Annotated in this window: 18 protein-coding genes; 6 read left to right on the top strand and 12 right to left on the bottom strand. The window is 75.0% G+C overall.

Annotation, left to right across the window (positions count from 1 at the left end; translation table 11 throughout):
* Window positions 1-14 precede the first annotated feature (14 nt).
* On the bottom strand, window positions 15-1,121 hold the full coding sequence (locus tag AB0J33_RS14920) for a nucleotide disphospho-sugar-binding domain-containing protein (protein ID WP_363613694.1): 1,107 nt from the start codon (window positions 1,119-1,121) through the stop codon (window positions 15-17).
* 141 nt (window positions 1,122-1,262) lie between these two features.
* On the bottom strand, window positions 1,263-2,570 hold the full coding sequence (paaK, locus tag AB0J33_RS14915; protein WP_363613692.1) for a phenylacetate--CoA ligase PaaK: 1,308 nt from the start codon (window positions 2,568-2,570) through the stop codon (window positions 1,263-1,265).
* 276 nt (window positions 2,571-2,846) lie between these two features.
* On the opposite strand from paaK, the gene AB0J33_RS14910 reads away from it, so the two are divergent.
* The 6 genes from AB0J33_RS14910 to AB0J33_RS14885 all read left to right on the top strand — a co-directional run bounded on the left by AB0J33_RS14910 (window position 2,847) and on the right by AB0J33_RS14885 (window position 8,005).
* The gene (locus AB0J33_RS14910; protein WP_363613690.1) at window positions 2,847-3,605 is read left to right on the top strand and encodes a class I SAM-dependent methyltransferase; all 759 of its coding nucleotides are present in this window, start codon (window positions 2,847-2,849) and stop codon (window positions 3,603-3,605) included.
* Between the two features lie 97 nt (window positions 3,606-3,702).
* Complete coding sequence (locus AB0J33_RS14905) at window positions 3,703-4,176, top strand: CrcB family protein (RefSeq protein WP_363613688.1); 474 nt, start codon at window positions 3,703-3,705, stop codon at window positions 4,174-4,176.
* Window positions 4,173-4,535: a fluoride efflux transporter CrcB gene (gene crcB / locus AB0J33_RS14900; RefSeq protein ID WP_363613686.1), complete on the top strand. Its 363-nt coding sequence runs from the start codon at window positions 4,173-4,175 to the stop codon at window positions 4,533-4,535. Before AB0J33_RS14905 ends, crcB begins: the two co-directional genes overlap by 4 nt.
* Before the next feature lie 115 nt (window positions 4,536-4,650).
* The gene (locus AB0J33_RS14895) at window positions 4,651-5,175 is read left to right on the top strand and encodes a PadR family transcriptional regulator (protein ID WP_357839357.1); all 525 of its coding nucleotides are present in this window, start codon (window positions 4,651-4,653) and stop codon (window positions 5,173-5,175) included.
* A complete protein-coding gene (locus tag AB0J33_RS14890) occupies window positions 5,172-5,852 on the top strand; it encodes an ABC transporter ATP-binding protein (protein WP_363613684.1) in 681 nt (226 codons plus the stop codon). Before AB0J33_RS14895 ends, AB0J33_RS14890 begins: the two co-directional genes overlap by 4 nt.
* Window positions 5,849-8,005, top strand: coding sequence for an FtsX-like permease family protein (locus AB0J33_RS14885; protein WP_363613682.1), 2,157 nt, complete (start codon window positions 5,849-5,851; stop codon window positions 8,003-8,005). The genes AB0J33_RS14890 and AB0J33_RS14885 overlap by 4 nt, the downstream gene beginning before the upstream one ends.
* 3 nt (window positions 8,006-8,008) lie before the next feature.
* Here AB0J33_RS14885 and cobA read toward each other — a convergent pair whose 3' ends face one another.
* Genes cobA through cobO form a run of 10 tightly spaced genes read right to left on the bottom strand, consistent with a single transcriptional unit; the run spans window position 8,009 to window position 18,274 of the window.
* Window positions 8,009-9,703, bottom strand: a complete 1,695-nt coding sequence (gene cobA / locus AB0J33_RS14880) for a uroporphyrinogen-III C-methyltransferase (protein WP_363613680.1) — start codon at window positions 9,701-9,703, stop codon at window positions 8,009-8,011.
* Complete coding sequence (locus AB0J33_RS14875; RefSeq protein ID WP_363613678.1) at window positions 9,700-10,296, bottom strand: precorrin-8X methylmutase; 597 nt, start codon at window positions 10,294-10,296, stop codon at window positions 9,700-9,702. Before AB0J33_RS14875 ends, cobA begins: the two co-directional genes overlap by 4 nt.
* Complete coding sequence (locus AB0J33_RS14870) at window positions 10,293-10,490, bottom strand: 4Fe-4S binding protein (protein WP_363613676.1); 198 nt, start codon at window positions 10,488-10,490, stop codon at window positions 10,293-10,295. The genes AB0J33_RS14875 and AB0J33_RS14870 overlap by 4 nt, the downstream gene beginning before the upstream one ends.
* A complete protein-coding gene (cobJ, locus tag AB0J33_RS14865) occupies window positions 10,478-12,286 on the bottom strand; it encodes a precorrin-3B C(17)-methyltransferase (protein WP_363613674.1) in 1,809 nt (602 codons plus the stop codon). The genes AB0J33_RS14870 and cobJ overlap by 13 nt, the downstream gene beginning before the upstream one ends.
* Window positions 12,283-13,551, bottom strand: coding sequence for a precorrin-6y C5,15-methyltransferase (decarboxylating) subunit CbiE (cbiE, locus tag AB0J33_RS14860; RefSeq protein WP_363613672.1), 1,269 nt, complete (start codon window positions 13,549-13,551; stop codon window positions 12,283-12,285). The genes cobJ and cbiE overlap by 4 nt, the downstream gene beginning before the upstream one ends.
* Complete coding sequence (locus AB0J33_RS14855) at window positions 13,548-14,699, bottom strand: cobalt-precorrin-5B (C(1))-methyltransferase (protein WP_363613670.1); 1,152 nt, start codon at window positions 14,697-14,699, stop codon at window positions 13,548-13,550. Before AB0J33_RS14855 ends, cbiE begins: the two co-directional genes overlap by 4 nt.
* Window positions 14,696-15,541 carry a precorrin-4 C(11)-methyltransferase gene (gene cobM / locus AB0J33_RS14850; RefSeq protein WP_363613668.1) on the bottom strand — a complete coding sequence of 282 codons (846 nt, stop codon included), beginning with the start codon at window positions 15,539-15,541 and terminating at the stop codon, window positions 14,696-14,698. The genes AB0J33_RS14855 and cobM overlap by 4 nt, the downstream gene beginning before the upstream one ends.
* Window positions 15,538-16,317: a precorrin-2 C(20)-methyltransferase gene (gene cobI / locus AB0J33_RS14845; RefSeq protein WP_363613666.1), complete on the bottom strand. Its 780-nt coding sequence runs from the start codon at window positions 16,315-16,317 to the stop codon at window positions 15,538-15,540. The genes cobM and cobI overlap by 4 nt, the downstream gene beginning before the upstream one ends.
* A complete protein-coding gene (locus AB0J33_RS14840; RefSeq protein WP_363613664.1) occupies window positions 16,314-17,669 on the bottom strand; it encodes a cobyrinate a,c-diamide synthase in 1,356 nt (451 codons plus the stop codon). Before AB0J33_RS14840 ends, cobI begins: the two co-directional genes overlap by 4 nt.
* A complete protein-coding gene (gene cobO, locus AB0J33_RS14835; protein WP_363613662.1) occupies window positions 17,663-18,274 on the bottom strand; it encodes a cob(I)yrinic acid a,c-diamide adenosyltransferase in 612 nt (203 codons plus the stop codon). The genes AB0J33_RS14840 and cobO overlap by 7 nt, the downstream gene beginning before the upstream one ends.
* Between the last annotated feature and the right edge of the window lie 3 nt (window positions 18,275-18,277).

The raw sequence follows: 18,277 nt of genomic DNA, 5'->3' as shown, positions 1-18,277 counted from the left end.
ACGCGGGGCGGAGGTCAGACCAGTGCCGCCAGTCGCGCGACCAGGTCGGTCGGTGGCGGCATCGCGGCCATCTCGCGGCTGACCTGCGCGGCAGCGGTGCGCAGGCCGTCGTCGGTGAGCAGTTGGGTCAGTGTCCGCGCGGTGATGGCCGAGGGGCGCAGCGCCAGGCCGGCGCCCCGGCGGGCCACCAGCTCGGCGTTGTGCCGCCGGTCCCCCGGCCCCGTGGTGGCCAGCTGGGGCAGGCCGGCGGCGAGGGCGCCGAAGGCGCTACCCGCCCCGCCGTGGTGCACCAGCGCGGCGCTCGCCGGCAACGCCTCGTCGAGCGGAATCCAGTCGACCACCCGCACGTTGCCGGGCAACGAGCGGGCCGACCGTTCGTCCGGGCGGACCAGCACGATCTCGGCGTCCACCTGGGCGGCGGCGGCCACCACGGCGGGCATCGGCCCGCGGTCGCCGGGGCCGGTCAGGGTGCTGCGGGTGACCAGGATGCGGGGGCGCCCGCCCGGCTCGCGCAGCCAGGCCGGCAGCTCTCCGCCACCCACGTAGGACGAGTAGCGCATCGGCCAGCCGCCCTGCGTGGCAACGCTGGGCGGGGCCACGGCGAGGGCGGCGGCCGGCGCGGGCAACTCGGTGAGACCGTGCCGGCGCAGCGCCGCGCCGAGTCGGGCGACGACGGCGCGGACCAACTCCCGGCCGTCGAAGAGGGCGTTCTCCTGGCGTACGGCCGGCACGTCGAGCCGCGCGGCGGCCACCGCGCCGGCGACCGCGAACGGTTCGTACAGCACCAGATCCGGTCGCCACCGGGTGGCCAGGTCGACCACCGGATCGGTGAGCTGGTCGTTGAGCGCGCCGAACAGCAGGCCGGCGCCCTTGGTTCCGGCGGTGCCGGCCAACTCGGCGCGGGCGATCAACGGATGGCGGGGCAGGACGCGCAGCGCTGTCCGCCCGAGGTCGAAGCCGGGCGCGATGTCACGCACCGGCAGACCGGCGTCGGCGACGGTCAGGCCACCGCCGCCGGTGGCCACCAGCACGTCGTGGCCGGCGTCGCGCAGCGCGACCGCGAGCGGCACCAACGGGAAGACGTGCCCGACGAGCGGGGCGGAGACCACCAGCACGCGCATGGGCGGGATCCTATGTCGACAGCCGTGCCCGAGGCAGGCCCACCGTGCGCTCCCGACCCGGGCGGGCGCCTGCCCCACCTCCGGGGCAGCTCTACAGGAGACGAGGGCAGCGGCCCGATCCGGGACGAGACCCGGCGTGGGTCAGGCGGACGGCCGCTGGTCGACGATGCGGCGCATCTTGCCCATCGACCGTTCCACCGCGTCCGGGGCGAGGACGTCGACCGACACGCTGACGCCGATGGTGTTCTTCACCAGCTGAACCAGCGTGGAACCGGCCCGCTCGGCGGCGTCCACGGCGACGCCGGCTCGGCGTTCCACCCGCACCGTCAGGGTGTCCAACCGGCCGTGCCGGTCGAGGACGCACTGGAAGTGCGGCGACAGCTGCGGGGTCCGCAGGATCAGCTCCTCGATCTGGGTGGGGAAGATGTTCACCCCTCGCAGGATCATCATGTCGTCGGTCCGACCGGTGATCTTCTCGATCCGGCGCATCGGCCGGGCGGTGCCGGGCAGCAGCCGGGTCAGGTCGCGGGTGCGGTAACGCACGACCGGCATCGCCTCCTTGGTCAGCGAGGTCAGCACCAGCTCACCCCGCTCACCGTCGGGCAGCACCGCCCCGCTGACCGGGTCGATGATCTCCGGGTAGAAGTGGTCCTCCCAGAGGTGCAGCCCATCCTTGGTCTCGACGCACTCGGTGGCCACGCCGGGGCCCATCACCTCGGAGAGGCCGTAGATGTCGACGGCGTGGATGTCCAGCTGCTGCTCGATCTCCCGGCGCATGTCCTCGGTCCACGGCTCCGCCCCGAAGATGCCCACCCGCAGCGAGGTGGCACGGGGGTCGATGCCCTGGCGGCGCATCTCGTCGACGATGGCCAGCAGGTAGCTGGGCGTCACCATGATGACCTCGGGCTCGAAGTCGCGGATCAGCATCACCTGCCGCTCGGTCATGCCCCCGGAGACCGGGATGACCGTGCACCCCAGCTCCTCGGCCCCGTAGTGCGCGCCCAGGCCGCCGGTGAAGAGCCCGTAGCCGTACGCGACGTGCACCCGGTCGCCGGGACGGCCGCCGGAGGCCCGGATCGAACGGGCCATCAGCCGCGCCCAGGTGCGCAGGTCGTCGCGGGTGTAGCCGACCACCGTCGGGCGGCCGGTGGTGCCGGAGGAGGCGTGCAGGCGGGCAACCCGCTCCCGGGGTACGGCGAACATGCCGAACGGGTAGTTCTCCCGCAGCTCGGCCTTGCCGGTGACCGGGAAGCGGGCCAGGTCGTCGAGATCCCGGCAGTCGTCGGGGTGCACCCCGGCCGCGTCGAACGCCCGGCGGTAGTGCGGCACGTTGTCGTAGGCGTGGCGCAGCGACCAGCGCAGTCGGTCGAGTTGCAGGGCGCGCAGCTCGTCGATGCCGGCCCGCTCGATCGGCTCCAGCTCCTCCGGACGAGGGGTGCGGTCCTGCATCGGCTGCCTCCTTGGCGCGGCGGTCCCGGTGGGGCTGCGGGTACGGTACGCCCGCGCCGGCGGGCGGCGCCGCGGCTGGCCCGGCGCGACCGGCCGGCGGCGGCTGACGAGGCACTGGTGGACGCGACGGTCTGACCGGTCGGAAGACATCGCCGGGCCGGGCGGCTGCCCGGGCCCGGCGATGCTCTGATCATCGCGCTGCCATCTTCCCGCACTTGCAAATTATGTGCAACAAGGTCTGGACAATGCCCTCGCGGCGTAACTAGCCTGATCGCCATGAGTCCTTACATCGCGGATCCCTGGGCCTGGCAGGAGAGCTGGAACCGCCAGCAGGAGGCATACCTGCCGGACCGGGAACACCGGTTCACCGCCATGCTCGACACCGTCGACGCGGTCCTCGACGATCGCCCGCCGCGCGTGCTCGATCTGGCCGGCGGCACCGGCACCATCTCGCTGCGGACACTGGCACGCTTCCCCGACGCCCAGGCGACCCTGGTCGACCTCGACCCGGCGCTGCTCGCCATCGCGCGCGCCTCGCTGGCCGACCGGGCCACCATCGTCCCGGCCGACCTGGGCACCCCCGAGTGGCGCGCCGCGCTCCCCCACCGCGAGTACGACGCCGTGCTCACCGCCACCGCCCTGCACTGGCTGCCGGCCGACCGCCTCGGCCAGCTCTACGCCGAGGTGCGCGACGTGCTGCGGCCCGGCGGCGTCTTCGTCAACGCCGACCACATGCCGGACGACACCCTGCCGGAGCTGACCAAACGACTGCTGGACCGGGCTCGCGAGCGGCGCAACGCCAGGTACGCCGCCGGCTCGACGCTGTCCTGGTCGGACTGGTGGGAACGGGCCGGCGCCGACCCCGCGCTCGCCCCACTGGTCGTCCAGCGGCAGGCCATCTACCCGACCGGGCACAGCCCCGAGTGGAACCCGCCGGTCTCCTGGCACCTGGCCGCCCTCACCGCGGCCGGCTTCAGCGAGGTCGGCACGGTGTGGCGAGGCGGCCCGGACGCCGCGGTCGCGGCAGTGCGCTGACACCGGCAGCGCGCCGACCAGTCGCCGGCAGTGCGCTGACGCGGTCACCGGCAGCGCGGCAATGTCGCCGCTGGCGTCGGCACTAGGCTGAGAAGCCGTGCCAGAGCCGTTCGAGCCGCGTACCGACCCCGACGTCGACGTACGCGTCCCCGCCGACCGCCGCGAGCTGACCGCGCGCCCCGCGACGACTCTCGCCACGATCGCGGCCGGCGGGGTGCTCGGCGCGCTGGCCCGAGCCGGCCTGCAACACGCCGTTCCGCACCCGCCCACCGGGTTTCCGTGGGCCACGTTCGCCGTCAACACCACCGGCTGCCTGCTGATCGGCGTGCTGATGGCGACGCTGGGTCACCTCGGCGGTGGGCACCCCCTCGCTCGCCCGTTCCTCGGGGTCGGGGTGCTCGGCGGGTTCACCACCTTCTCCACCTACGCGGTGGACATCCAGCTGGCCCTCGCGAACGGCGCGCCGGGCATCGCGTTGGCGTACCTCGCCGCGACGGTGTTCGGCGCGCTCGTCGCGGTCGGGCTGGGCGACGCCGTCACCGCCGGGTTGCTGGGGCGGGCGGCCCGATGACCGTGCTGCTCATCGCCCTGGGCGCGGCCGTCGGCGCGCCACTGCGCTACCTGACCGACCGGGCCGTGCAGTCCCGGCACGACTCGGCGTTCCCGTGGGGCACGCTGACCGTCAACGTGGCCGGGTCGCTACTGCTCGGCGTACTCGTCGGGTGGCCGACCGGGCCGGCGGTCACCGCGCTGCTCGGCACCGGGTTCTGCGGCGCGCTGACCACCTACTCCACGTTCAGTTACGAGACGCTGCGACTGGCCAAGGGTGGCCATCGGTTCCTCGCGCTGGCCAACGTGCTCGGCAGCGTGGCCGCCGCGCTCGGCGCGGCTGCCACCGGCTACGCCCTGATCCGCGCCCTGACCGGCTGACCGCGCGGCAGCCGCGCCGCACCGACTCCCTCGACACCAACGCCAGGACCAGGCGATCTCGACGAACACCCTGAGGATATATACGCGAGGTATACCCTCGGTGTAGTCTACCGGCATGAGCGTGCCACTGACTCTTCTCGGCCTCCTCGAACGGGAGCCCAGCCACGGTTACGACCTGAAGCGCGACTACGACGCCTTCTTCGGCCGGGGCAAGCCGCTGCCGTTCGGCCAGGTCTACTCCACCCTCAGCCGACTGGCCCGCGACGGCAAGGTGGTGATCAGCGACGTCGCCCCCGGCTCCGGCCCCGACCGCAAGCGCTACATCATCACCGACGTCGGCGCGACCGAGGTCGAACAGTGGCTGACCCAGCCGGTCGACCCGGAACCGCACCTGCAGACGGTGCTCTTCGCCAAGGTCGTACTCGCGCTGATGCTGGACCGACCGGCCGCCGAATACCTCGACACCCAGCGCAGCGCGCACCTGCGCCGGATGCGTGAGCTCACCGAGATCAAGCGCGCCGGAAACCTGGTCGACGCGCTCCTCGCCGACCACGGCCTGTACCACCTGGAGGCGGACCTCCGGTGGATCGAGATGACCGGCGCCCGACTGGACGCCCTGCGGAAAGAGGTGCGGCCGTGAGCATCGTGATCGAAGCGCGCGACGTGGAGTTCTCCTTCGGTCAGACCCCCGCCCTGCGCGGCGCCAGCGTCGCCGTGGAGGCGGGCGAGATCCTCGCCGTGATGGGCCCCAGCGGCTCGGGCAAGTCCACCCTGTTGCACTGCCTGGCCGGCATCCTGGTGCCCGACTCCGGCGAGATCCTCTTCGACGGGGCCCGGGTGCACGCCATGGCGGAGACCGCGCGCAGCAGCCTTCGTCGGGACCGGTTCGGTTTCGTGTTCCAGTTCGGCCAGCTCGTTCCCGAGCTCACCGCCGTGGAGAACGTCGCCCTGCCGCTGTTGCTCAGCGGCGTACACCGCACGCAGGCGCTGGCGAAGGCACGGGCCTGGTTCGCCCGCCTCGGCCTGGACGGCCTGGAGCAACGCCGGTCCGGTGAGCTCTCCGGCGGCCAGGCGCAGCGCGTCGCCCTGGCCCGCGGCCTGGTCGCCGAGCCGCAGGTGCTCTTCGCCGACGAGCCGACCGGCGCGCTCGACTCACTCACCGGCGAACAGGTGATGGACCTGCTGGTCGGCGCCGCCCGCGAGCAGGGCACCACGGTCATCCTGGTCACCCACGAGCCCCGGATCGCCGCGTACGCCGACCGCGAGGTCATGGTCCGCGACGGGCGCGTGAACGCGCCGGACCGGATCGCCTCATGATCCGCTTCGGGCTCCGCCTCGCCGTGGCGGGCGGCCGTGAGGCGCTCACCCGCCTGGTCGTCATCGCCGCCGCCGTCGCGATCGGCAGCGGTCTGCTGCTGACCACACTCGCCGGGGTCAATGCCGTCGACGCCCAACTCACCCGCTACGCGTCGATCTATCCCCAGACCTCCACCGCCGGTGCCGCCGATCCACTCTGGTGGTCGACGCGGGACGACTTCTTCCACGGCAGGCAGATCCTCCGGATCGACGTCGCCGCCACCGGATCGACCGCGCCCACCCCGGTCGGCATCCCGACCACTCCGGGCCCCGGCGAGTTCTACGTCTCGCCGGCGCTGCGGGAACTGTTGGCCGCACACCCGGCCGACCAGTTGAGCGACCGTTACCCGGGGCGTGACCTCGGCACCGTCGGCCCGGCCGGGCTGACCTCACCGGACACCCTGCTCGCCATCATCGGCGGCACCCCGGACAGCGTCGGCAAGCTGCCCAACGCCAGGCAGGTCAGCGACATCGGTGACAAACCCGCGCTTCCCGAGACCACGATGAACCTGATCCTGGGCGTGATCGCCGGCGGGCTGCTGTTCCCGGTGCTGATCTTCATCGGCACCGCCACCCGGCTCAGCGCCGCCCGCCGGGAGCAGCGCTTCGCCGCGATGCGTCTGGTCGGTGCGACACCGAGGCAGATCTCGATCGTCGCGGCCGTGGAGGCGACCACCGCCGCCGTCGCCGGCACCGCCGTCGGCTTCGGGCTGTTCTACGCCTTCCGCGACCCGCTCGCGGGCATCCCGTTCACCGGCATGCCGTTCTTTCCCAGCGACATGTCGCTTGGCCCGCTGGACGCCCTGCTCGTGGCGTTCGGCGTTCCGGCCGGCGCGGCGGTGGCCGCCCAGGTCTCGCTGCGCCGCGTACGGATCTCGCCGCTGGGCGTCACCCGGCGGGTCACCCCCCGCGCACCCGGCGCGTACCGGTTGATCCCGATGGTGCTCGGCGTCGCCGTGCTGTTCTTCGCCATCGGCTTCCGGCCGGCGACCTCCGACGGCCAGGCGGCGGTGTTCCTACCCGGTCTGCTGCTCATCATGGCCGGCCTGGTCTTCGCCGGCCCGTGGTTGACGATGGTCGGCGCCCGGGTGATGGCCCGGTACGCCAACCGCCCGGCCACGCTCATCGCCGCGCGTCGCCTCGCCGACAACCCGAAGGCGGGCTTCCGGGCGATCAGCGGCATCATGCTCGCGCTCTTCGTCACCAGCGTGGCCGTCGGCGTGATCACCACGATCGTCGACAACCGTGGCCCGGCGCCGATCGGCTCGACCGATGCGGGCACGGTGACCACCGTCTTCGACGAGACGATGCCGTCGGTGCCCGACCCGCTCGTCGCCGAGCTGCGTGCGATCAGCGGCGTGCGGTCCGCGACCGCCATCCGCGAGAACCCGAACATCATGGACGGTGGCGAGGTCGGGGTGATCGCGTGCGTCGACCTCCCGAGCGCGTACGGCCGGTGCGCCGACGGCGCGAACGTCATCGAGGTGCCGTTCGGCCTCAGCCGCTGGCGGGAGTCGGCGTCGCCCGCGACGGTCTGGCCCGCCGCGTCGTTCACCCTCGACGAACTCCAACGGCTACCGGTCGGGGCGATGGTCGTCGGCACCGACGGCTCCGCCGCCGCCGTCGAACGCGTCCGCACCGTGCTGGAGGTCGCCTTCCCGACCTTCTGGGTGGGGCCGAACGTGCCCGGCGACTTCGAGTCGGACTTCGCCGACACGCTGCGCGGCTGGGAACAACTGGCCAACGTCATCATCGTGGCGAGCCTCGCGCTCGGCGGGTGCAGCCTCGCGGTCAGCGTCATCGGCGGTCTCACCGAACGCCGACGCCCGTTCAGCCTGCTGCGCCTCAGCGGCGCGCCGGTGCGCGTCCTGCGGCGGGTGGTGGCGCTGGAGAGCGCCGTACCGATGCTCGCCGTCGCCGCCGTCGCCATCGGCATGGGCCTGCTCGCCGCCCACCTGTTCCTGCGGGCGCAGATGGACTACACGCTCGTCGCGCCGCAGCCGCGCTTCTACGCGATCGTCGTCGTCGGCCTGGCCGCCTGCCTCGGCGTCATCGCGTCCACCCTGCCGCTGCTGGAACGCATCACCGGGCCGGAGACCGCCCGCAGCGAGTAGTCGTCAGACCGTCGGCCCGGTGGCGCCCAGGGCGACCACCGGGCCGAGGACGAAGACGGCGGGCGGCCCGATGCCCTCCCGGGCGGCGACGGCGCCGATCTCGTCCAGCCGGGCGGGTAGGGACCGCTGGTCGGGCAGCCCGGCGTCCTGCACGGCCAGCACCGGCGTCTCCGGGGCGCGACCGTGTTCGATCAGCGCAGCCGCGATCTTGGCGATGGTGTCGACGGCCATCAGCAGCACGACGGTCCCCCGGGTGCGGGCCAGCGCCGCCCAGTCGACGAGCGAGTCGGGGTGCCCGGGCGGAAGATGCCCGGACACGACGGTGACGTCGTGCGCCACACCACGGTGCGTCACCGGCACGCCGGCGAGCGCCGGGGCGGCGAGGGCGCTGCTCACCCCGGGGACCACGGTCACCGGCACGCCGGCCGCCACGCACGCCTGCACCTCCTCGTGGCCGCGCCCGAAGACGTACGGGTCGCCACCCTTGAGCCGGACCACCCGGCGACCGGCGCGGGCGTGCGACACGAGGGCCTCGTTGATCGCCTCCTGCGCCATCGACGGGCCACGGGGCACCTTCGCGGCGTCGACCACCAGCACGTCGGGGCGCAGGCCGGCGAGCAGACCCTGCGGGGCGAGCCGGTCGACCACCACGACGTCCGCGGCGTCGAGCAGCGCCTTCCCGCGTACCGTGATCAGGTCGTCGGGTCCGGGCCCGCCGCCGATCACCGCGACCGAACCGTGGCCGTGCCCGCCGTGTTCGTGGCCGTGGCCGTGGCCGCCGTGGCCGTGGTCGCCGTGGCCGTGGTCGTGGTCGTGCCCGCCGTGGTCGTGGTGATGGTGGTGGCCGCCGACCGGGTCGTCGGGGTGGTCGTGCGGGCGCTGCGGGCGACCCACCTTGTCCGCGAAGCCGGGCATCAGCACCCGGTACGCGCAGGTGTCGCAGTTCATCCGGATGTCCCCGCCCAGCGCCTCGGCGTGCCGCTCCAGGACGAGGTCGGCGAGGGCGTCGCAGTCGCCGATCACCTCGGCGACGCGGACGTCCAGGTCGGGGTGAACGGCGGCGAACTCGGCCGACTGGGCGACGATCCGGTCGGGCAGCACGCCGGCGAACAGGAAGTACGGCGCCACCACGATCCGCCGCGCGCCGAGGCGGCGCAGCCGCTCCAGCACGGCCGGCACGGACGGCTGCGCCAGGGAGATGAACCCCGGCTCCACGCCCGCGTAGCCGCGCCCCTCCCAGAGCAGCCGGGCGACCTTGGCGACCTCGGCGTTGGCGTCCGGGTCGGTGGACCCCCGCCCGATCAACGCGACCCACGTGCCGGCCCGGTCGGCACCCGCCAGCGCGGCGTCGATGCGTTCTTCGAGGGCGGTGTGCAGCAGCGGGTGCGGGCCGAGCGGACGCCCGTAGCGGTAGGTCAGGCCGGGGTGGCGCTGCTGCTCCCGAGCCATCGCGGCGGGAATGTCGCCCTTGCCGTGGCCGGCGCCGGTGAGCACCAGTGGCAGCGCCACCAACGCCCGGTGCCCACGGGCGACGAGCGCGCCGACCGCGTCGGTCAGCGGTGGGCGGGACAGCTCGATGAAGCCGCCCTCGACGTCGCCGACGGTCCCGCGGTCGCGGACCCGCCGCACCAGGGCGGCGAACTGGTCGACCCCGGCCGCGCTTCGCGTGCCGTGCCCGACGATGACCAACCCGGTCATGACTTCTCCTCGACGTAGAGCAGGGCGTTGAGGGCGGCGGCGGCGACCGCCGAGCCACCCTTCTCCCCCACGTTGGACACGGCCGGCAGGCCGCTGGCCCGCAGCGCCGCTTTCGACTCGGCGGCGCCCACGAAGCCGACCGGGAGGCCGACGACCAGCGCCGGCGCGGCGTTCAGGGTGAGTAGTTCGACGAGCGCGGTGGGCGCACAGCCGACCACCCAGACCGCCCCGGGCCCGACCCGTCGCAGGGCGATCCGGACGGCCGCCGCCGAGCGGGTGATGCCGGCCGAGCGGCCCAGGTCGACGGCGGCCGGCTCGGCGACCGGGCAGACCAGTTCCAGGCCGGCCCGGGTGATGCCGGCGGCGACCATCGCCACGTCGGTCACCACGGGCGACCCGGCGCGCAGCGCGGCCAACCCCGACTCCAGGGCGGCCTCGTCGCACACCAGGTCATCGACGTACGCGAGGTCGGCGCTGGCGTGCACCACCCGCTCGGTCACCGCACGGGTCAGCGGCGGCAGGTGCGACAGGTCGACCCGCTCGCGCAGGATGCGGTACGACTCGACCTCGATCGGGTGCACGGCCCGGCTCATCGGGCTCCTCCAGTTTCCGTGGTGTCGAGCACGCGGATCGCGTCGACCGGGCAGACCTCCACGCACTCCAGGCAGCCGGTGCACCGGTCGGCGCGGACGGTGAGGCCACCGGCGACCGGGCGGATCGCGTGCGTGGGGCAGGTGAGCAGGCAGGCGCCGCAGCCCTGGCAGGCGCCGATGGTCACGAACGCCACCGGTACCCCCGGGGTGTCACCATCCGGCCGGCCACCAGTCTCGTGTCGCTGCTGCCGACCACCACGACGCTGTACATGTCGACCACGGCCGGGTCGAGTGTGGCCAGGGTCGCCAGGTGCACCCGTTCGCCGGGGCGGCTGGCGTTGCGCACCACCCCCACCGGGGTGTCCGGTGGCCGGTGCGCGGCGAGGATGCCGAGCGCCTTGCCGAGCTGCCAGTCGCGCGCCCGGCTGCGCGGGTTGTAGAACAGTGTCACGAAGTCACCCTCGGCCGCCGCGGTCACCCGCCGCTCGATGACGTCCCACGGGGTGTGCAGATCGGACAGACTCAGGTAGGCGTGGTCGTGGCCGAGCGGCGCGCCGAGCAGCGCGCCGGCCGCGAGGGCGGCGGTGACGCCGGGCACGCCCACCACGTCGATCCGCTCGTCGGCGTATTCCAGGGCGGGGCTGGCCATCGCGTACACCCCGGCGTCGCCGGAGCCGATCAGCGCGACCGCCCGACCGGCGGCGGCCTCGGCCACGGCGGCCCGCGCCCGCGCCTCCTCCGCGCCCAGCCCGCTGGACAGCACCCGGGTTCCCGGGCGGAGCACGTCGCGGACCTGGTCCAGGTACTGGTCGAGGCCGACCACCACGGCGGCGCGTCGCAGCTCGGCCACCGCGCGCGGGGTGCGCAGGTCGGCGGCGCCCGGTCCGAGGCCGACGACGGCGAGCCGGCCGCGCGGCGCGTGCCGGGCCACCGCCACGGTGGCCATCGCCGTCGCGGTCTTCGCGACCAGCAGCGTCGCGTCGTCCGCCCGGCCGTCCGGGCCGAGCAGGGCCGCGGCCTCCGCCACGCTCGGCGTGCCGACGGCGGCGCGGACCACCTCGCTGGGGTGCGGCACGTCGACCGCCGCCAGCCGCGTCGCCGGCCAGGTGACCAGGGGTACGCCGAGCGCGTCGGCGGTGCTGCGGATGCCCGCCTCGTCGGCCTTGACGTCGGCGCTGGCCAGGCAGCGCAGGCTCGCCGGGTCGAGGCCGGCCTCGGCCAGCACCCGGTGCAGCAGCTCCGCCACCTCGGCGGCGGGTACGCCTCGACTCGCGCCCACGCCGGCGACCAGCGACGGTGGCCGCAGTACTGCGGTGCGGTCGTCGATCGGCACCACCCGGTCGGTGACCAGCAACCGGTATCCGGCCGCGCCGCTGCCGACGGCGGCGTTGTCGGCGGCGGCGCTGTCGGCGGTGACGCTGTCGGCAGTGACGCTGTCGGCGGCGGAATCGGCCGGGGCGGGGGCGGAGGGGCGCACGTTCGGGGGCAGGGCGGGCAGCGGCCAGTCGGCGTCGGCGATCAGCTGGACCGGCTCGCCGTCCACGATGGCACGGGACACCGCGGCGACCGCGCCCTGCACGGGCCAGCCGAGGGTGTCCAGACCCGGCAGGCCGACCGCGTCGGTGGCGGTGGTGATCACCGGTCGGGCGTCCAGCAACGCGCCGACCTGCTCGGCGAGCGCGTTGGCGCCGCCGGCGTGCCCGCCGAGCAGCGCCACGGCGTGCTGGGCCGCCTCGTCGACGACCACCACCGCCGGGTCGGTGCGCTTGTCGCCGAGCAGCGGCGCGAGGATGCGTACCACCGCCCCGGTGGCGAGGAACGCGATCACCGCGTCGGTGCCGGCCCACGCGGTCCGCAGCGCGTCGGCGACGGTCTCCCCCTGCACCAGGCGGGCGTGCGGCCACGCGGCGGCCAGGGTCTCGGCGTGCCGCCGGCCGGCGGCGGTGGCCGCCACCAGGCCGATCCGGGCGGTTGGGTGCTGGTCGGTCACGGGCGCTCCCCGGTGAGGACGACCACCGGGTTGGTGGCCGCGAGGCGTAACGACCCGCCGGGCAGGTCGGCGAGGCGGGCGGCGGAGAGTTGACTGCCCTCGACGGTGTAGCCGGCGGCGCGCAGGAGACCCACGGCCGGCGCGATCCGGTCCAGCGCGGCCAGGGTGAGCACCACCCGTTCGGGTCGGCGGGCCACCACGGCGGCGAGGACGTCGACGCCGCCACCGCCGACGAAGACCGAGTCGGGCTCGGGCAGGTCGGCCAGCGCCGCCGGGGCACGTCCGGGAACGAGCCGGACGTGCACGCCGTGCGCGGTGGCGTTGGCCCGGATGCTCGCGCCGGCGGCGGGGTCCGGTTCGACGGCGAGCACGGCCGCGCCGAGCAGGGCACACTCGATGCCGACCGAGCCGCTGCCCGCGCCGACGTCCCAGATCAGCCGGCCCAGTCGGGGGCGCAGCCGGGCGACGACGAGGGCGCGCACCTCCGACTTCGTGATCATGGAGTCGCGGTGGACGTAGCGGGTCTCCGGCAGCGCCCAGCCACCGGCCGGCGCGGCGGCGGGCTGGTTGTCGAAGCGCATTCCGCCGGCCGTACCCCCATCGGCCACCGCATCGGCCGGCGTGGCTCCGGCCGACACGGCGTCCGCGAGGCTGAGCAGGACGTGCGGGTCGGCCCAGGTCTCGACGGCGGCCCGCTCGGGGGTGACCGCGCGGATCCGTTCGGCGTCGGTGCCCAGGTGCTCGGCGACCAGCAGGCGGCGGGACCAGCCGATCAGGCCGGCGCCCAGCTCGGCCGCGCCGGCGCCGGGCGCGGTGAGCACCGCGACCAGTGGCAGCGCCCGGCAGGCGTTCAGGGCCGGTCTGGGGTCACGCCCGTGCGCGGTGACCACGGCGGCGCCGTCCCAGGGCAGTCCGGCGCGGGCGAACGCGGCGGCCACACTGGACACCGCCGGCACCACCCGCAGCGGCAGCCCGGCCGTACGCAGCCGCCGGACGATGCCGAACAGGCCGGGATCCCCGCTGGCCAGCACCACGGCGGGCACCCCGGCGGCGACGGCCTCGGCGAGGCGGCGCAGGGCGGGGTCGAGCGGCCCGAGGGCGATGGTGTCCGCGCCGGGCGGTACCGGCACCGCGGCCAGGTGCCGGGCGGCCCCGACCACCAGCCCGGCGGCGGCCAGCACCGGCGTGAGCGCGGGGTGCGGCGGGGCGCCCCCGGCGTCCAGACCGACCACGGTCACCCCGCTCACCGGGATCGTCGGCGTCATCGGGGCCACCGGCCGGACGAGGCGACGACGTGCGCTCCGGCGAAGTCGACCATCGCCACGTCCACGGTGACCGTCGGCCCGGCGAAGCGCCGCAGCACGTCGCGGACCCGCTGGCAGAGCAGGTCACCGGCCGGGCCGAGCAGACCGGCGGCCTCCCACAGCTCGTACGCGTGCCGCCCGGTGTTCGCCTCGGTCACGGCGGCGACGAGCGCCGGGTCTCCCCCGGCGTCGGCGGTCACCGCGCCGAGCAGGGAGAGGTCCACCTTGGAGCGGGTGTAGTGGGTCATCAGGATGCCCGCCGCGAGTTTGGCGAGCTTGCCGGCCATGCCGACGAAGACCACTCCGGTCATCGCGTCACCGACGGCGGCGGTCACGGCGGCCCCGGTGAAGTCGCCGACCTCGACGAAGCAGACCTCGGGCAGCTCGGGCAGGAGCGCGCGGGCGGCCCGTTCGGTGCGCCCGCCGGTGCAGAGCACCACGGTCCGTTCGCCCTGGGCGGCCATCACGTGCACGGCCTGTACGACGCTGGCCCGCCAGGACGCGGTGGAGAAGGGGCGGACGATCCCGGTGGTGCCGAGGATCGAGATGCCACCGAGGATGCCGAGCCGCCGGTTGGTGGTCTTGCGGGCCATGATCTCGCCCCGGGGCACGCTGATCACCACCCGGACACCGACCTCACCGAGGTCGACCACCTCGGCCACCGCCTCGCCGATCATCCGGCGGGGGGTGTCGTTGATCGCCGGGCCGCCGACCGTGAGCCCGAGGCCGGGTTTGGTCACCGTGCCGACGCCGGCGCCACCGGCGAGCCGCAGGCCGGGGACGTCGGTCCAGTCCACGGTGGCGGTCAGCTCGGCCCCGTGGGTGACGTCCGGGTCGTCCCCGGCGTCCTTGACCACCACCGCCTCGGCGCGCACCGGTGGGGTGCCGGTCAGCTCGCAGCGTTCCACCGGGAAGCGCACCCGCCGGCCGGCCGGCAGGCCGATCTCCACCTCCTGCTGGGTGGTGCCGGTGACCAGCGCGGTGACCGCGGCCTTGGCCGCGGCCGTGGCGCACGCGCCGGTGGTCCACCCGGTGCGCAGCGCGGTGGGCCGGACCTTCGCGGTGCGCGGCAGGTCCGGCTCGCGCAGCGGCGGCTCGTTGTACGTCATGGTGTGGGCCCCGGTGTGGCGGTCCCCCCGGTGCGGGCGGCGGCCTGGCGGCGCAGCTCGGCGCGGGCGGCCGGCTCGGCCCGCCGGAAGGTGTGGAAGTGCCCGGGGTGGTACAGGTGCGAGCGGGTGCCCTCGGCGGCGAGGGCCGGCCCGACCAGGAACAGGGTGTGCTTCCACAGCTTGTGTTGCTTGACCGTGGCCTCCAGGGTGCCGACCGTGCAGCGCACCACCAGCTCGTCGGGCCAGGTCGCCTGGTACGCCACCACGGCCGGGGTGTCGTCGGGGTAGCCGCCGGCCAGCAACTCGGCCTGCACCTGCCCGGACCGGGCGGCGGAGAGGAACAGCGCCATGGTGGTGCCGTGCCGGGCGAAGTCGCGGACCCGCTCGCCGGGCGGCATCGGCGTCTTGCCGCCTTCGAGGCGGGTGAGGATCACCGACTGGGCGACCTCGGGCACGGTCAGCTCCCGCCCGACGATCGCCGCGACGGCGGTGAACGAGGAGACTCCGGGCACGATCTCGACGGCCAGGTCGAGCGCCCGGCACAGGTCCAGCTGCTCCTGCACGGCACCCCAGAGCGCCGGGTCGCCGGAGTGGATCCGGGCCACGGTCAACCCCTGCGCGGCGGCCCGCCGGTAGAGCGGCAGCACACCCTCGATGGGCAGCTGCGACGAGTCGACGATCTCCGCGTCGGGGCGGGCGTGGTCGAGCACGTCGGCGTGCACCAGGCTGGCCGCCCAGATCACGATGTCCGCCTCGGCGATCACCCGGGCGGCCCGCAGGGTCAGCAGGTCCGCGGCCCCGGGGCCGGCGCCGACGAACCACACCTTGCCGTCGCTGGTCACAGCTTTCCTCCTCGGTGTTCGCGGCGGGCCGGAACCAGCAGCGTCGACAGGTACGGCAGGTCGTGCTCGGTGTCGTCGACCGGCCCGACCCGTTCGCCGGGCAGCCCGAGGCTGCGTCCGAGCACCGCGTCGGCGAGGCGGCCCTGCCGGCGCAGCTCGGCGAGCAGTTCCGGGTGCCGCCGCCAGCCCTTGTAGGCGACCACGGTGCCCGGCCCGGCGAGGGCGTCGGCGAAGAGCGCCAGGCCCGCGGTGGCCGGCAGCAGGGTGAGCGGTTCGCGTCCCTCGCAGAGCGGGGTGCCGCTGCGCGCCGCCAGCTCCTGCATGGCGGTGACGCCGGGCACGGTCGCCACCCGCACCGCCGGGCGCAGGGCGCGGACGCTCTGCGCCAGGTAGCCGAAGGTGGAGTAGACGTTGGGGTCGCCGATGGTGGCGAAGGCCACCGATCGCGCGCCCGCGTCGATCGCCTCGACCACCACCCGGGCCGCGTCGTCCCAGGCCGCCACCCGACGGGCGGTCACCCCACCCCGGTCGTCCAGGGCGAACGGCAGCCGGCGTAGCCGTTCTGCCGCGACGTGCGCGCGCACGGTCGCCTCTGCCCGCCCGGCGTCGGCGCCCGGCGGCGTCGGGCCGGCGGTCGTGGCGGTTTCGGCCCGGTCCGCCATCACGGGTACGAAGACCAGGTCGGCCTCGCGCAGCAGCCGCACCGCCTTGAGGGTGAGCAGTTCCGGGTCGCCCGGCCCGACGCCGACCCCGGTGAGCGTGGCGTCGGCGCTCATCGGCACGCCTCGACGAGGCGGCGGGCCGCGGCGGGGTGGCCGGCCCAGTGGGTGTGCAGGTAGGAGGCGTGCACCCGTCCGGTGACGAAACCGTGGTCGGTGCCGTCCCAGTGCCACGCCGGTGCGTCGCCGTGCCCCGGGTCGGTGGTGGTGCGGTGGAACTCGTGGCCGCGTACCGGCTCGCCGGACAGTGCCACCGCCGAGTCGGTGACGGCCAGGGCCTCCCGGTAGCCGAGGGTGAGCCGGTCGGTCATCCGGGCGGTCAGGTCCAGCCGACCGCACATGGGTACGCCGTCCAGGGACCGCCCGAGGTAGAGCAGCCCGGCGCACTCGGCCACGATCGGCCCGTCGAAGTCGGCCAGTTCGGCGCGGAGCGCCGTGTTGCCGGCCAGCGCCTCGGCGTACGCCTCGGGGAAGCCGCCGCCGATCACCACCGCGCGGGTGCCGGCGGGCAGGTTGGGGTCGCGCAGCGGGTCGACGGTGACGACGTCCGCGCCGGCCGCGGCGAGCAGTTCGGTGGTCTCCGCGTAGGAGAAGGTGAAGGCCGGCCCACCGGCGAGCGCGACCCGGGGTCGTCCGGTGCCGGCCGGCCCGCCGACGGCGGCGGCCGGGTCCCACGCCGGGGTGGTCAGTGGCGGGGCGGTGCGGGCCAGGTCGAGCACGGCGTCGAGGTCCACGGTGGCCTCGACCAGCTCGGCGAGCGCGGTGACGATGGCGACGGACTCGGGTGCCCGCTCGGCGACCGGCACCAACCCGAGGTGCCGGGCCGGTGCGGCCACCTCGGCGGCGCGGGTGACCGCCCCGAGCACCGGTACGCCCACCTCGGCGAGGGCGTCGCGCAGCAGTGTCTCGTGCCGGGGTGAGCCGACCCGGTTGAGGATCACGCCGCCGATCCGTACCGCCGGGTCGAAGGCGGCCATGCCCAGCGTCAGCGCGGCGGCCGACCGGCCCTGCGCGGTGGTGTCCAGCACCAGCAGGATGGGCGCGTCGATGAGCCGGGCGACGTGCGCGGTGGAGGCGAAGTCGCGACGGCCGACCGCCCCGTCGTGCAGGCCCATGACCCCCTCCACCACCGCGATGTCGGCGGGCGTGGGAACGCTCGCGCCGTGTCGCAGCAGGGGGGCGATCCGGTCGGCCCCGACCAGGAACGGGTCGAGGTTGCGCCCGGCTCGCCCGGCGGCGAGGGCGTGGTAGCCGGGGTCGATGTAGTCGGGTCCGACCTTGTGCGGGCTGACCGTCAGGCCGCGTCGACGCAGCGCGGCGAGCAGCCCGGTGGCCACCGTGGTCTTGCCGTGGCCGCTGGCCGGCGCGGCGACCACCACCCGGGGCAGGGGCCAGGGCGTGCTCACCACTCGATGCCCTTCTGGCCCTTCTGGCCGCCGTCCATCGGGTGTTTGATCTTGGTCAGCTCGGCGACCAGGTCGGCGGCGGCGACCAGGCGCGGGTCGGCGTCCCGACCGGTGATCACGACGTGTTGGAAGCCGGGTCGGTCGGCCAGGGTGGCGACGACCTCGTCGACGTCCACCCAGCCCCACTTCATCGGGTAGGTGAACTCGTCCAGCACGTACAGCCCGTAGCGCTCGGCGGCCAGGTCACGTTGGATCTGCCGCCAGCCCTCCAGGGCGTCGGCGGCGTGGTCGGCCTCGCCGCCGCGCTGGATCCACGACCAGCCCTCGCCCATCTTGTGCCAGGCCACCGGCGCGCCCTGGCCGGTGCGCTCGTGCACCTCGCCGAGCGCCCGGAAGGCGTTCTCCTCCCCCACCCGCCACTTGGCGCTCTTGACGAACTGGAACACCCCGACCGGCAGACCGGCCGTCCAGGCCCGCAACGCCAACCCGAAGGCCGCCGTCGACTTCCCCTTCATCTGTCCGGTGTGAACCATCAGCAAGGGCCGGTGTCGCCGCTGCCGGGTCGTCAACCCGTCGGCGGGCACCGTGCTCGGCTGTCCCTGCGGCATCAG

Source organism: Micromonospora sp. NPDC049645 (assembly GCF_040675155.1).
Taxonomy (GTDB): domain Bacteria; phylum Actinomycetota; class Actinomycetes; order Mycobacteriales; family Micromonosporaceae; genus Micromonospora.
This window is presented reverse-complemented; position numbering and strand designations above follow the sequence as displayed.